13 protein-coding genes and 1 pseudogene are annotated in these 14460 nt (G+C 37.3%); 11 read left to right on the top strand and 3 right to left on the bottom strand.

Features of this window, described 5'->3' with window-relative positions:
* Nucleotides 1-31: 31 nt before the first annotated feature.
* The 9 genes from ACSAZL_RS18295 to ACSAZL_RS18255 all read left to right on the top strand — a co-directional run bounded on the left by ACSAZL_RS18295 (nt 32) and on the right by ACSAZL_RS18255 (nt 9206).
* Nucleotides 32-313, top strand: a complete 282-nt coding sequence (locus ACSAZL_RS18295; protein ID WP_440946008.1) for a hypothetical protein — start codon at nt 32-34, stop codon at nt 311-313.
* Nucleotides 310-951, top strand: coding sequence for a hypothetical protein (locus ACSAZL_RS18290; RefSeq protein ID WP_440946007.1), 642 nt, complete (start codon nt 310-312; stop codon nt 949-951). Before ACSAZL_RS18295 ends, ACSAZL_RS18290 begins: the two co-directional genes overlap by 4 nt.
* 505 nt (nt 952-1456) lie before the next feature.
* Nucleotides 1457-2893, top strand: coding sequence for a beta-propeller fold lactonase family protein (locus ACSAZL_RS18285; RefSeq protein ID WP_440946006.1), 1437 nt, complete (start codon nt 1457-1459; stop codon nt 2891-2893).
* A gap of 423 nt (nt 2894-3316) precedes the next feature.
* Nucleotides 3317-4216: a hypothetical protein gene (locus tag ACSAZL_RS18280; RefSeq protein WP_440946005.1), complete on the top strand. Its 900-nt coding sequence runs from the start codon at nt 3317-3319 to the stop codon at nt 4214-4216.
* A gap of 470 nt (nt 4217-4686) precedes the next feature.
* Nucleotides 4687-5301 carry a UPF0228 family protein gene (locus tag ACSAZL_RS18275; RefSeq protein WP_440946004.1) on the top strand — a complete coding sequence of 205 codons (615 nt, stop codon included), beginning with the start codon at nt 4687-4689 and terminating at the stop codon, nt 5299-5301.
* A gap of 141 nt (nt 5302-5442) precedes the next feature.
* Nucleotides 5443-6822 (top strand): YVTN family beta-propeller repeat protein, encoded by a 1380-nt coding sequence (locus tag ACSAZL_RS18270; RefSeq protein WP_440946003.1) that lies wholly within the window; start codon nt 5443-5445, stop codon nt 6820-6822.
* Nucleotides 6823-6987: 165 nt separating this feature from the next.
* On the top strand, nt 6988-7500 hold the full coding sequence (locus ACSAZL_RS18265) for a hypothetical protein (protein WP_440946002.1): 513 nt from the start codon (nt 6988-6990) through the stop codon (nt 7498-7500).
* A 74-nt stretch (nt 7501-7574) separates the two neighbouring features.
* Nucleotides 7575-7712, top strand: coding sequence for a hypothetical protein (locus ACSAZL_RS18260; RefSeq protein WP_440946001.1), 138 nt, complete (start codon nt 7575-7577; stop codon nt 7710-7712).
* A 243-nt stretch (nt 7713-7955) separates the two neighbouring features.
* Nucleotides 7956-9206 (top strand): YVTN family beta-propeller repeat protein, encoded by a 1251-nt coding sequence (locus ACSAZL_RS18255; protein WP_440946000.1) that lies wholly within the window; start codon nt 7956-7958, stop codon nt 9204-9206.
* A 310-nt stretch (nt 9207-9516) separates the two neighbouring features.
* Here ACSAZL_RS18255 and ACSAZL_RS18250 read toward each other — a convergent pair whose 3' ends face one another.
* Together ACSAZL_RS18250 and ACSAZL_RS18245 are read right to left on the bottom strand one after the other, a co-directional pair.
* Nucleotides 9517-10680, bottom strand: a complete 1164-nt coding sequence (locus ACSAZL_RS18250; protein ID WP_440945999.1) for an amidohydrolase — start codon at nt 10678-10680, stop codon at nt 9517-9519.
* Between the two features lie 433 nt (nt 10681-11113).
* Nucleotides 11114-11353 carry a DUF2683 family protein gene (locus ACSAZL_RS18245; protein ID WP_440945998.1) on the bottom strand — a complete coding sequence of 80 codons (240 nt, stop codon included), beginning with the start codon at nt 11351-11353 and terminating at the stop codon, nt 11114-11116.
* A 504-nt stretch (nt 11354-11857) separates the two neighbouring features.
* Between ACSAZL_RS18245 and ACSAZL_RS18240 the strand changes: the two genes are divergently transcribed.
* Nucleotides 11858-11986 (top strand): hypothetical protein, encoded by a 129-nt coding sequence (locus tag ACSAZL_RS18240; protein WP_440945997.1) that lies wholly within the window; start codon nt 11858-11860, stop codon nt 11984-11986.
* Nucleotides 11987-12261: 275 nt separating this feature from the next.
* On the opposite strand, the gene ACSAZL_RS18235 is transcribed toward ACSAZL_RS18240, so the two are convergent.
* Nucleotides 12262-13692, bottom strand: coding sequence for a hypothetical protein (locus ACSAZL_RS18235; protein WP_440945996.1), 1431 nt, complete (start codon nt 13690-13692; stop codon nt 12262-12264).
* Between the two features lie 281 nt (nt 13693-13973).
* Here ACSAZL_RS18235 and ACSAZL_RS18230 point away from each other — a divergent pair.
* Nucleotides 13974-14207 (top strand): annotated as a pseudogene (locus tag ACSAZL_RS18230) (SAM-dependent DNA methyltransferase); the annotation flags it as partial.
* Nucleotides 14208-14460: the final 253 nt, after the last annotated feature.

Below are 14460 nucleotides of genomic sequence, written 5' to 3'. Positions count from 1 at the left end.
CTAAGGGAAAAATAACTTAGGAGTTAAACGAATGATCAAGAACAAAATTACGATAAGTTTGCTTCTTTTGGCAATGCTGGTTGGTATGGCGTTAACGCCGGCAGTAAGTGCACAAGAAGAGAAAAATTATAGTGTAACTGCTAAGGAAGCTTTTAAGCATGCCAATGCGAACATGATAAGTTTCATAGCAGCCGACGCACCGGGCTTTGAAAACTGGACAGGTGCATCTGTTGATCCCAAACCACTGGAGCTTTATGACATAAATGGTCAGAAATTATTTTATCAATTCTCAGTATACAAAGAAAAAAATTGATAGGTGTGATTGACATATGTGCCGATAAAACATTGGGACCTTCACTCTATAATATTGTATTTGATCCTGAACCTTATAAAGCGGCTGAAGCTATGAAAAAATCAACAGAAATAGCCAAAAGTGAATATTCAGATGGGAAAATCAAATCAACCAATTTGGTTGTATACAACTATCCAAGTGTAGGGGCGATGACTGTAGTAAAAGACAAGACCACTGGAGTTGAACACCGGATATTTGTAGATGCGTACTCCCTTAATGAGGTTGAAGATAAACCCGCAACTGAAACCGAACCCGGAATATGGTCACTGTATGACAAGATTTTGACTTATGGAAAAGAAAACAATTTAAAAGAATGGCAAAAAAGTGATGAAATTACCAAATCTATAGAACAAGCAGCAGCTAATAAAGGAGTTAATATTAATGCGGCAGTCACTGAAGAAAATATTACAAAAATCAGTGACGATGTAGTAGTGAGAAGTTCATTTACAGGTAAAATACTTGATATTAACGGTATTGGACAAGAACGAGATGTTTTTTGTGGTCCAGCATGTATCCGAATGCTTTGTGTGTACTATCACAATCCTGACCCCGCCTCTTCACAGGAAACCATCTATATGGGGGAAGGACTGTGGACTTGAGATCCTGATTCCACCCCATATTCATCTGGGCTCACATCTAATGACATTGTAGAATGGGCTGAAGAGAAGTGGGGTAAAACGGGAACCATAACTACTAGGCTTTTTAATAGTGACGCTTATCAGAAATTGAAAATTATAGACCATTCTTCAGTATGACTATAAATCCAAATCATTTTCGAATTTGTAAAGGATACATAACTCAAAATGGGTATACATATTTGCGTCTTAATGATCCAGAACCTGTTGGTTCGCTGTATGGTAATCCAGGATTACTTGAACGCACATATGGTAGATCAGAATCTGTGCGTATATATATAAGTTAAAAATCCCTCAGAGGAGTTCGATAAACTTCTCGTTTCAACGGTTGTTTATGAACCTATAACAACCAGCCAAAGATTGGGGTTTATCGAAACCTCTTTATTTATAGGGTGCTGGTATGAACAAAATATAGGAGGGAGTCGCTGATGTTGTTGCTTTTTAATAAGTTCATAAGTTGGGGTTTAAAATGGAAGAAATTACATGTAATAAAAAATATCAAGAGCACACTCTCATAAAATTTTTGGGAACAACTTCACTTACGATTTTAATATTCGCTGGTGTAGCAGGTGCGGCTCCATTTGCATATGTGACAAATCTGAGAGATTATGATCAGGGAGGTTATTATTACGATATGAATTATAATGGTACTGTTCCTACTCCTTATGTCGCTGTAATTGACACAGCAACTAACAATATTACAGCTAGAGTGCCTCTCGGTGGAGGATGGCCTGTAGGAGTTGCAGTCAACCCTAGAGGAACAATGGTATATGTAGCGTCCGCAACTATAGACAACGTCTGCATTGTTTATGTAATCGACACAGCCGCAAATACTGTCAATGCCAAAGTGAATATAGAAAGTAGTTATCCTTCGGGAATTACATTCAATCCTGCAGGAACAAGAGTTTATGTGACGAAGCAGCGTGACAACACCGATATCTCTGTAATTAATACAGCGACAAACACTTTAATGGCACCGGTTATTGTGGGGCCGAGTACTTATAGTATTGCATTTACACCGGATGGAAAAAAAATCTACGCTACAAACACTTTCAACAACACTATTTATGCAATTGATGCAGCTACAAACAAAGTTACAGCCAATATATCTGTAGGAGACAGTCCTTATGAAGGTGTAGTCACACCGGACGGAAAAAAGGTATACGTACCTAACTATGACAGCAACACTGTCTCTGTAATTAACACAGACATGGATAATGTAATAGCCACTGTGCCTGTAGGAAACTCGCCCAATCTTGTTGCAGTCACTTCTGATGGAAATAAAGTATATGTAGCTAACAATAACACTGTTTCCGTAATTGACACAGCTACGGATAATGTAATATCCACCGTACCTGTAGGAACTTATTCTAGTAAAATTGTAGTCAGTCCAGATGGAAATAAGGTCTATTTAGGAAACTTCTACAATAAAAGCGTCACTGTAATTAATACAGAAACAAACACTGTCACAGCTACAGTGCCAGTCGGAGAATGGCCCATGGGAATTGCAATCACACCGGACGGAAAAAAAGTATATGTGGCAAACGCTGAAAGCGATAATGTCTCAGTGATTGACACAGCCACAGACACTGTTACGGCTACGGTGAATGCAGGAGTCTACCCTACTAATGTTGTAATTGTACCTCTTACAGATTCTGATATGACTGCCCAAAGCACAGGGACAAACTCCAACGTAACTGAAGATGTCGGAACTGAAAAAACTAATTTATCATCTGAAGGACAAAATGCTGTCGACTTCAACAATTCAAAAAATAATAATTCCGAATCTGATAATGGTAGTAGCTCAGGTAGAAATGAATCGAGCAAAAATAACTCTACTCCAGGCTTCGGATTATTGGGGAGTCTGGCCTGCCTGTGTGGTGGATGGAAGCTCAGAACAAAGTAATAGGATTTGGTGGATAAGTTAGAATTGTGCAACCAGACGCAAAATCCTACCTTGAAGCAAGAGTAAAGCACTAAAAGAAGAAGTCTATAAAACCTCTAAATCAGAAAGGAAATAAGATAAAAACAGTGGGCTCGCTGAGATTCGAACTCAGGACCTCCGCCGTGTGAAGGCCGGCGAATAAGCGACGTAAGCACCTTGTTTGACGAGCAAAAGCATATTATGTCTTTCTCGTTCATTGAATGAAAAAAACCGAACAGTAGGATACTGATAAAAAAATGTTAAGTTGAAGATCAGATAAAGGATATGTGGAATCGATGAGCTGTACGATCTAATCTCCAGCTAACCTCAAGGATCATACTTTATCTCATGAGGATCAGACAGGCATGATGTTATTTCTATTTAAGAAAACAGGGCCGGGGTAAAGTGAGAGACAGAAATCTGCTACTCATTCCTATCTTTTTTACTCTTTTTGCTATAGGTATACTATTCTTCTATGCCATCTATGCCATAAATACGGATACCTATCTTGGAAGGGAGCCAGTTCAAAGATACTACTTTGACTATGAGGTCCGAGTGACAGGACTTTCCGGAAAGGAAGTGAATGGAACGACTGTGATAATGGTTCCTATCCCCGCATCTAAGGAAGGAAAATTTTTTACTCCCTTTACGCAGAAACCTGATGCTTTCCAGAAGTTTCTGCTTAAAGTCACGCATAAGCCTGAACGAGATCATATAGGGCCCTATTTTAGAAACATGAGTGAAGAACTTGACAACAAAGAGATTATGGGGAACTGGGTAACTTTCATTGCAGAAACTGATAAGGGTTATATGCTCGGATTCAGAACAAACAATACAAGGCTTGAAAATATCCACGGTGGTGCCTGGTTTGTTGCAGATCATTTCGATATTTTTGATCCCATAAATAATGGAAGCCCAATGCTATTCCCTGTTGAAAATGTATCTAATGCTTCTTCTGTCCCTTATGGAGACTACACTAAGTATACCTCAAATCCGACATATGATACCTACGTCTATTTAAGTGATAATCTAAAAGGAGACGAAAATGTGTCTTTCTTTATCTATTTGAGTGCAAATAATGATCCATATGAGTGGCCTGAAAAATACAGAGGTAGGTACAATAATCTACTATTGGCAAAAGTTAATGACACAGGCTATGTAAAAGTCAGGGCTATTCTGGGACAGGAAGTACCATGGGGAAATGACAGTCTTGAGGTAATGAGTACTCAGTATTTTTCAAATTTTTATGCTGATGAAACACCTGACAATGTAAACGAAACTCCCAGCTACACTGAAATTGCATGAAGTCCTTAAATTTGACATTATGAAGTTACATTAATGGATTGAATTTTAATATGGGGATAGATTGTCCTGCGATATTAGCAACGTAAAAAATCTATGTACATACTACATGAAGCAGTATATATTGACAGTTGGTTGCGTACCGAAAGTTCTGTAAAATTACAAATTTTAAGAGGTTTTTGAGTCAAAAATTCGAGATCGTTAGATTAGTTTCGCATACAATCTCCAAAAAATTGACTTTAAGTTTACAGAACTTTCGCTACACTGCCCAATTTCAAAAAGTTGAATATATTCTGAACTAAAGCATGATCTCGATTTCATGTAAAAATATCAATAATGAAGGAAGATATCAGGTACAAAATCTATAGTTTTAGGCAAAAAATTTCTTAACCGATGATCAATGAAGGTTGCTTGTTATACAAATAATTGGTCTATAATGTTTATCGAACTTTCTTCATTTCTGAGGTGTTGACATGAGCAAAATTAACAAGGAAATTGCGATTTTTATTGTTTTTCTAATTCTTGTAGCGCTTTGGGGGTTATTTGTAAAAGTACCGGTAGAGGAGACAAAAACACCAGATCCTGAATCTCAAGTAAGTGGTATGACTATTCAATTTAAAGATGGAATTTCGGAGTCAGAGGTAAGAACCATTCTTCAAAACTGCAATATGACTCGGAACTATAGAATGACATATGATAATTCTTCAGAAGACTATTACATAATGGCGGACAAAGATAATTGGAGTGACATCAGACTCAAACTTGTAGACGAAATGAAAGAAACTAATAAAAAAAATTGGACTGTATCCACTCCTGCTCACGTTATCAGAAAAGAAGATTATTACGTTCTTCCGATCTCTGGACAAGCGATTCAGGACGAAAAATTTCTTTCAATACTGGACAAATATGGTATTGGGGTAGAAAAGTTTCTCTGGTGCGATATTCGTTTTCTTTATAGTGATGGACCTCTGACGTACTGGATTCCGAAAGAAGATGCAATACGGATAAAAAATGAGTTAGAACAAAATGATAATATTTTTTCTGTACAGTTTGATTACCTTTTTCCTCCATTTGATCCCACAACCTAAGAGCCTGCCTGAAAATTAGATTTAACTATTTCACCTGAAATTATTCTTCTTGTAACTCGTTTATTTTATCTTGAAATTGACTTAAATTAATGAAGATTTTAGAAAAAGATCCCAAGTCCACATTTTTGATAAGGTATGAGCATGAAAGATAAACATTGCCTGGAGATATTGAAAGTTACAATTATATCAACAACGGAGATTGCTATTTTTTCGAGTCTACTCTCATCTGTAGCTACATCCAATAAGGTACACAAGCAGCTTAAAATCATGAAAGTTTCAGGAATAGCTGCACTTCTGATTTTAATACTGATAGGAGTAGCAGGTGCAACTCCATTTGCATACGTTACTAACTCCGACAGCAATAATCTCTCTATAATTGATACAGCTACAAACAAGGTTACAACCACAGTAGATGTAGGAGAACATCCTGCCGGAGTTACAGTCAGTCCGGACGGAAAAAAGGTATACGTGGTTAACTCATATGATGATACGGTTTCCATAATTAACACTAACACAAAAAATAAAGTTATAACCACAGTGAAAGTAGGAACTTATCCTCAAGAAATTGCAGTCAGCCCGGACGGGACTAAGGCATATGTGACGAGTTTCAGCAACAATATTGTTTCTGTAATTGACACGACCATAGACAAGGTCACAGCCACAGTGAAAGTAGGAAACTTTCCTCTTGGAATTGCAGTCAGCCCGGATGGAAAAAAGGTATATGTGACGAATTCCGGCGGTGACTCAACGAACTTTACAGGCACAGTCTCTGTAATTGATACAACCACAAACACTGTTGTAGCTACGATACCTACAGGAAACAACTCTCTCGGGGTTGCGGTCAGTCCGGACGGAACAAAGGCATATGTGATGAACTCCAATATTTATCGTGACTCTACAGCTACAATTTCTGTAATTGACATAAGTACAAACGAAGTTACAGACACAGTGAGCATAGGAGATATTCCTTGTGGAGTTGCAGTAAGCCCGGATGGGAAAAAGGTATACGTATCTATACAGTATCTCAGCAATTCGCTTACAGGTGCTGTTAATATAATTGATACATCCACAAACAAGGTTACAGCCACTGTGCCTGTAGGAAAGGCACCTTGTGGAATTATAGTCACTCCAGATGGAACAAAGGTATATGTTGTGAACTGTGCAAGCCACACTGTTTCTGTAATTGACGCCGCTACAAGTAGAGTTACAGATACAGTGAAAGTAGGAATCTATCCTGCTAAAGTTGCCATTGGACCCTTTATGGATTCTGATGTGACTGATCAGAGTATAACAACAAACTCTACCGTAACTGAAGATATAGAAGTTGGAAATACAGCAAACACACCATCCGAAGAAATAAATGCCGTCGAACTCAATAATTCAAACAATAATAATTCGGAATCTGATAATGATAATAGCTCAAACGAAAATGGACCGAGAAAGAAAAACTCTACTCCAGGATTTGGGTTATTGGGAAGTTTGATCTGCCTCTGTGGTGGATGGAGGCTCAGGAAAAAATAATGCAGTTTGAGAACTCGAAGCTGCTGGCAATTGGTAACCTATTGCCTTTCGAGTCTCAACCAAATTTTCGGTGCTTAAAAAACACCAGGATTTCTTTTTGATGAAAAAAGATTTTACATCAGCCTCAATGCAACTTTCTAATATCTCTGACGCGTTAATATCCTTATGAAATCCTCACAGCTGATTGTCACAATCATCTGCCTATCCTTAACACTTATAGCAGCCGGATGCACGGATTCTGCCGATACTTCTTCAGAGGCAAATCTTACTGAAGAAACATCGTCAGCTGAACAGCCCACAGAACCTCCTGCACCAGTTCCTCCAACTGAACAAACAACCGCCCAAAATGAAAGTAATTTTCCTTCTGACAAAAAAGAAGGCTATACTTTGTATATCATAAATAACCACGGAAGTATAAATCATGAAGTCACTGTAGAATTATTTGACTCCAAAAATACCTCCATATTTAACGAATCATATCTTTTAGCTCCAGATGAAAAAATAGAAAGCGAATCGTCAATTGGATTGGCAGATAGGACACGCATTGAAGTTACATTGGATAACAATACTACAGAAACTGAAGTTGTCCTCGGAGATTTGAGTGATGTAGCGATCTTATATGTCGATATAGATGCGCATCGCGATGGTTCATTGGATCTAAGCATTGCTGTTCCATGAATTTGATGGCATTTAACTGAATAAGAGTCTCTTAAATTTACTTTTTTATAGAGAATGAAGAAAATGCTGCAGTATTGCTTGTAAGGGATGAAGACCCGGTTAAAATTGACATGTCTCTTTTTTATTGTCTGCAGGTATCAAGGACGAGATGTCCTGAATATTATTATTTCCAGAGATGTGGAGGATACAAAAAAGGTAAATGGGCCCTCTGAGATTCGAACTCGGGACCTCCGCTGTGTAATTTGGCAATTTCAAGGTAATTATTGTGTATGTTTTGATACGTCCAGAATTTTCTATATTATTTAGCCCATGAAAAATAGTATAAGTGTTTTAAAATTAAATATCAACATTTTCTTTTTTGGATAAGCTACCTCTTTTTGGAGAAAAATGTTATATCATCCAACGTTTATACTTTATTTATAGTGTTAGTACACAATTAATGCCTGAGGTTTAAAATGAAAGAAATGAAACATGATGAAACAGGAAGGGGTTGTGTTTTCATTAGAGTTTTAGGAGTATCTGTGCTAGTGCTTTTAATATTGGTAAGTATCGCAGGAGCGGCACCATTTGCATATATTACAAACTTACGCACCAATGATGTTTCTGTAATTGACACGGCAACAGATACTGTTATAGCCACAGTGGACGTAGGAGACAAACCTTATGGAGTTGCAACTACCCCTGATGGAACAAAAGTATACGTGGCGAATTCCGACAAAACCACTGTTTCTGTAATTGATACCAAAACAAATACTGTTACAGCCACCGTGAAAGTAGGAGCTAGTCCTCGGGGAATTGCAGTTCCCCCTGATGGGACAAAAGCGTATGTGGCGAACTACGAAGACGATACTGTCTCTGTAATCGACACTTCAACCGATACTGTTGTAGCCACAATAAATGTAGGTGACGGACCTTTTGGGGCTGTAGCCGCGCCAGACGGAACAAAGGTATATATCTCGAATACGAATGCTAAAAGTAATTCTGTCTCTGTAATCGATACAGCAACAAATACTGTTACAGCCACCGTGAAAGCAGGACGTAGTCCTCGGGGATTGGCAGTAACTCCAGATGGGAAAAAGGTTTATGTGGCGAATTACTGGGGCAGCTCTATCTCTGTAATTGATACAACCACAAATACTGTTATAGCCACAGTGGATGTAAGAGATCCTTTAGGGATTGCAATAACTCCAGATGGGGAAAAAGTGTATGTGACAGAAGTCACCACTGTCTCTATAATTGACACAGCAACCGACACTGTTACAGATACGGTAGATGTAGGACTATGGCCTTTTGGAGTTTCAGCCACCCCCGATGGAAGAAAGGTATATGTGGCTAATTCCGGTGGTAAAACTGTCTCTGTAATTGACACGACAGGAAACACTGCTACAGCAACTGTGAAAGTAGGAAAATGGCCCTGTGGCTTTGGGCAGTCTATAGTTTCAACTTCTCATAGCAAAGGCAATACTACAGTTGTCAGCAGTAGTTCAGCCAGCAGCTCGATGGATACGAAAACTAAATCTGAGACTTCAATAAAGCCTGGAAATAGTACTCAGGATTTTAAACACGAAAATATAACTGCCGTATCAAATGTTGAACAGGCGCCTGAGAAGACCCAAAATGCAAATACTCCTAGTTTTGAAGTGATTGGTGGGATAGCTAGTTTATTTGCTATATTCTTAAGAAAGGAAAGTAAGAAAGGTAATTAAGAAGCAAAAAGAAAAATGAAGCTATTCTGGGAATCTAAATCCAAAAACAAGGAAAATAAATACAAAAAAGAAGTGGGCCCGCTGAGATTCGAACTCTGGACCTCCGCTGAGGACTCATTTAACTATTGCATAGCAAGCTAATTTTAACTGCAATTTGCGTAGTAATAAGCTTTTAAGCTTTTGATAGTAAATTCGTTAACAAAAGCAACTTTACCTCACAAAAATTAAAGGAGAAAGAGGAAAGTGATTACTCAAATGCTTAGTTATTTTTGATACTTAATTTTGAGACTTAACTTTCCATTTAAGCATTTCATTCCTCTGCCTTATAAGCGATCTCACCATCTACCAAAACCATGTGAGTGGTAGAAAATGTATCAAATGGGTGACCGTTCATAATGACTATATCAGCGTCCTTGCCCTTTTCAATACTGCCGACCCTGCCATCTATGCCCAATATTTTGGCAGGGTTTATGGTTATTGCTTTAAGAGCTTCATATTCATCCATTCCGTCTTTAACAGATAGTGTAGCACACAAAACAAGATACTGGATCGGGATTACAGGATGGTCTGTCATAATTGCGACCATTATGCCATTCTTTGATAACATCCCCGGATTTTTAAAGCTTAAGTTCTTAAGTTCTATTTTTGTCCGTCCGGCAAGATTAGGTCCGACTATACATGGATATTTTTCTTTTTTAAGCTCTTCAAGCATCAAGTATCCGTCAGTTACATGCTCTAATGTGAGATTCAGGTTAAACTCTTTGGCGATTCTAATTGCAGTATATATATCATCGGCCCTGTGTGCATGAGCTTTTAACGGAATTTCACCTTTCAAGACCGGAATCAGGCTTTCAAATTTGATATTGAATTCAGGTCCGTCTTCATTTTTTGCAGCAGATTTCTCTTTTTTAGACATATATTCAGCTGTCTTAAAAAGGACTTCTCTTAACATGGCTGCTGTTGCTATTCGAGTTGTAGGAGTCTTATTTTTCTCTTTATAAACTCTTTTGGGATTTTCCCCAAAAGCAACTTTCATTGCAACAGGTGCTTTAATTATCATATTGTCTATTCTTGTACCATAGGTTTTTATTGCAGCAAACTGTCCACCAATAACATTAGCACTTCCCGGACCTGTTGCAGTTGCAGTAATCCCGGTACTTAAGGCTTCGCTGAAAGAAATGTCACAAGGATTTATTCCATCGATTGCTCTGAGATGGGGCATAACAGGATCGGTATCTTCATTAGCGTCTGCACCTTCAAAGCCCATAGAATCCTCATAAATTCCGACATGTGAGTGTGCATCTATAAATCCCGGGAAAACAAGTTTACCACTTGCATCAATTATATCGTCTGCTTCTTCACTTATTCTGCCTATCTCTGCTATTTTATTATCTTCAATAAGTATATCTGCATTTTCCAGTATTCCAGACTCTGACATTGTATAAATTTTTGCATTTTTAATTATTTTTCTCATAAATCCCCTTATGTAATTATGTTATTTTTATATTTTACTTAATATTTCTTTTAGATAATATTTACAAATAAAATCCATTTAGAGAAAATGCTTAGTAAGGCTTTTGAGGGAAGTTTGGAAGGGACTTTCTCACTAATTCTTCCTTAACCTAAATACTCGTTATTTAGAGGTTTCATAACCACTATTTGCTGCGACTATGGGAAAAAGTTTCTATTAATTGTGAACCTCTAATTTTGGTCATTCTAATTTTGGTCATAACTATAGGGTACCAGCCTCGATATTAAAATCCAAGAAAAAAAGATGAAAAAGAACTGCGGGTAAAACAATGAGTGACAACCAGATCCCGGAGCATAGAAGTTACCTTTACGATGATTGCTAACCTTGCAAATTTACTATCAAGCTCCGCTCTGATTTTTTAGATTATACATAAAAATCAGAGACCATATCGTTTTCTCAAGTTTTCAACTGTGCCTACTTCTGTCGCTTCAATTTTTTCTATTTCTCTCAATTTTTTAATGTGTTCGGGTTTTAACTCTGGCTCCAAAATCACTTCTTCATACTCTTCAGCCATTTTAATAATGGCTGCACTTTTATCTTTTAGCCCGTACTTTGCTTTAACTATGTTCAGAATTCTGTTTGTGTGATCATCGATGTTAATGATAGCTTTTACCATAATATCATATTAATATGATCTTAATATCATATTAATACATATAGTTCCGCGTCTGAGAAGTTAACTTAAAAAAACTAATGGAATATATTACTCCAGGTAATATCACCGCCAGTATTTTATATTTGAACTTACATATTATATATTGTTCACAAGGAACTAAGCTGTAAAGTGAAGCAAATTCAGGACAGAGTAAAACCTGGTCTCGCAATAAACTTCATTGACACGTAAGCTGTAAATGAAGCAAATTCAAGACGGCTTGAAAACCGATCTCGAAATCTACTTCATTGACGCGTAAGCTTAAAATGAGGCAAATTAAGGACAGCCTGAAAGCTGATCCAGTATATACTTCATTAACGCGTAGCTATAAGGTGGAGCAAATTCGGGAAGGCTTGAAAACCTATATCTCGAAATCTACTTCATGATGCTTTTACTGCGAGGTGGAGCAAATTCAGGACAGAGTAAAATCTGATCCCGTAATATACTTCATTGACGCGTAAGCATAAAATGAAGCAAATGCAGCACGGTTTGAAAACCGATCCCGTAATATACTTCATTTATGGCGTAAACTGCGAGATGAAGCAAATTCAGGACAGTCTGAAAGCTGATCCCATAATAAACTTCATTGACGTGTAAGCTGTAAAATGGAGCAAATTCAGGACTGAGTGAAATCCGATCCTGCAATAAACTTCATTGTTGCAGACCAAACCTTGTGAACCCTTTATTCACTCTTTTAATTAAAGTTAAAGCGTATAGATTTTGTTTTGTTGTTTTCTCTTCTTTTACTGCTTTTCATAGCTTTTTGTTTCAGATATTTTACAAACAATATCATGAAACTGTTTTGAGACAAAATGAACAGAAATACTGGTCACTGATATACTGACTTATCCATTCAGTATAACATCTTCATATTATACGAAATGGTAACCTCCATCACTATATCTCACTACAATTGCATTTCGATTGTCGTCCAGTATAAGATTCTGGTTATTAATCGAAGCGTAAACGTTCATAGGAGTTCCATAAGTACGTTCAAATGAAGTTCTGACGAATATGTGGTTAGTTAAATTCATCTGTGGGACATCTTGAGAATTTCTGGAATAGTGCTTATAGGTTCCATTTCTTAGAAATGCTATTTTTTCAATATCGTATGTGTTAATTAGTTCCTCTCTGGCATCATCAACAGCAAGAAGACTGTATGTATGTGAGTCCCTATTTTTTACTGGAAGCGTTGTTATGTTTATATCAGGTTTGACTTCCAATGCATAGACAATTTTGGTCCATCTGATGCCACTGAGAGAGGAGGGAGAAGACCTCATCATGTTCTCCGAATCTGCCTTATTGAAGAATTCAAATACACTCCTGTTTACCCAATTGCAAAAAAACGGAGTACCATCACGGTTTAAGTCATCAGTTTCTTCTGAATAAGGCGGTACGCCAAATATCGTTGAGTAATTGAAACGTTCTGCCATTCTTAAAGTTTTTATACTTTTTTCGAGAGATGCTGAAGAAACAGGGGTTTTTTTATACATCAGTAAAAATGATTCATTATAAAACGAATTAACCTGAAAAGCCACGGACCCGTTTATAGTTTGTCCGGGAGATAGAGTCGTATTTTCAATTTTATTTTCTTTTTTGAGGCTTGAAAGCACATCAAGCCTCGGTCTTTCATAAAAACCGTAAGGGTCAAGAGTTGTAGTATTAAATCTCTGATCTCCGTCACGCAGATGAAGTTCATTTAATTTGAAGTCGAGGTTTTTTGAACCGTTATTCTTTATTGAAAGACCGTATATCGCGTAATACCTTTCATTGAGATTATATCCGAGATTGACTTCTGCGGGATCACTTGAACCACGGTATTCTTCAATTTTGTATATGCAAAGCTTACCATTTTCGTCTTTTACTTTTAATTGGATGTCATCGGGGGTTATTAAAACAGTTTTTTTATCATCTGAAAGCTTTAACTCCAGAGAATTATCGGGCGTAAAAACCCGGATAGTATTATTGTCATCGGTTTTAATGTTCTGCGCGTTTCTTACCCAATCAATTCCCAGATCATTCCTGAGGTATTCGCTGAGATAATCACTTTCGTTCCCAGGAACATTATCCCAACTAAATAGGTATCTTAATACATTTTCCGAATTATCATGCATATAAATGCTTGAAAAGGATGTCACTTCAATTTCAGGGATATTTTCTTCTTCGGATGACAGGGTTGTTGATGATAGATTTACTGATTCTTGATATGCTGACTCATTTGATTGATTGGCATTATTTTCTTCAACGCATCCACTAAAAATAAGAAATATCGTCAGAATAAATATTAAAATTCGCAATCTCAATCATTCCCGGTTAATTTTTCGATGCTACAGTGTTTTTGAGACTCTTCTTTATTTGTAATTCTAATAAGTGTATATGCCTTCACACAGTTTATATTTTTGACTTAATCCCTTAATAACAAAAGTAGACAATTATTTGATCATCTGACATCTTAAAAGTACTCCAAAATTGATAATAATAGACTGTGGCTGAAAACGAGAATTCGTCAGTGGAATTCTCTATTAATAGTGGTTTTTCCATTATTTTCCGAAGACTTGCGTTAACTCCAGATATGGGGTTGGGAGAAAAGTGGAGTGAAGAATCTCCCGAAGGCAGGTTCCGGAAATTCAGCTATGATGAAATAGTGGTGAGGTATAAAACGAATCTTGATATTTTCTGGCTCAAAGACAAAAGTCTAGCTGACCTCGATAACCTGCCTGACCCTGATATTCTTGCAAATGAAATCATCGAGAATATGGAGGCTTCGCCGGCAAATTTTAAGGAGATCATGCTCACAATTAACGGAAGCGGTGAGTAATAACTGAAATAATTGTCTGCTTATGCAGACAATTATCTATTCTTAAAAAACTTGAAAACCTGGAATAAAAGCCTGATGAACTCTTAAAATCAACAAAGTAAGTTCTAGGGGACGCTTAAAAGAAAAAATGGGCCCGCTGAGATTCGAACTCAGGACCTCCACCGTGTGAAGGCTGTATAGAAGCAGAGAAGGAAAATATCCTATTTAATGCACATATTTTCGATCTACATTTAAATTCGAGAGCCAGACCAAC

The organism is Methanosarcina mangrovi (genome assembly GCF_052057765.1).
Taxonomy (GTDB): Archaea; Halobacteriota; Methanosarcinia; order Methanosarcinales; family Methanosarcinaceae; genus Methanosarcina.
The sequence above is the reverse complement of the archived record's forward strand: the minus strand, read 5'-3'. Positions and strand labels throughout refer to the sequence as shown.

Excerpts from the sequence above, each read along its gene's own strand:
- ACSAZL_RS18295 (WP_440946008.1), top strand. The coding sequence starts at position 32 with ATGATCAAGAACAAAATTACGATAAGTTTGCTTCTTTTGGCAATGCTG.
- ACSAZL_RS18285 (WP_440946006.1), top strand. The coding sequence starts at position 1,457 with ATGGAAGAAATTACATGTAATAAAAAATATCAAGAGCACACTCTCATA.
- ACSAZL_RS18275 (WP_440946004.1), top strand. The coding sequence starts at position 4,687 with ATGAGCAAAATTAACAAGGAAATTGCGATTTTTATTGTTTTTCTAATT.
- ACSAZL_RS18270 (WP_440946003.1), top strand. The coding sequence starts at position 5,443 with ATGAAAGATAAACATTGCCTGGAGATATTGAAAGTTACAATTATATCA.
- ACSAZL_RS18265 (WP_440946002.1), top strand. The coding sequence starts at position 6,988 with ATGAAATCCTCACAGCTGATTGTCACAATCATCTGCCTATCCTTAACA.
- ACSAZL_RS18255 (WP_440946000.1), top strand. The coding sequence starts at position 7,956 with ATGAAAGAAATGAAACATGATGAAACAGGAAGGGGTTGTGTTTTCATT.
- ACSAZL_RS18250 (WP_440945999.1), bottom strand. The coding sequence starts at position 10,680 with ATGAGAAAAATAATTAAAAATGCAAAAATTTATACAATGTCAGAGTCT.
- ACSAZL_RS18245 (WP_440945998.1), bottom strand. The coding sequence starts at position 11,353 with ATGGTAAAAGCTATCATTAACATCGATGATCACACAAACAGAATTCTG.
- ACSAZL_RS18240 (WP_440945997.1), top strand. The coding sequence starts at position 11,858 with ATGAAGCAAATGCAGCACGGTTTGAAAACCGATCCCGTAATATACTTC.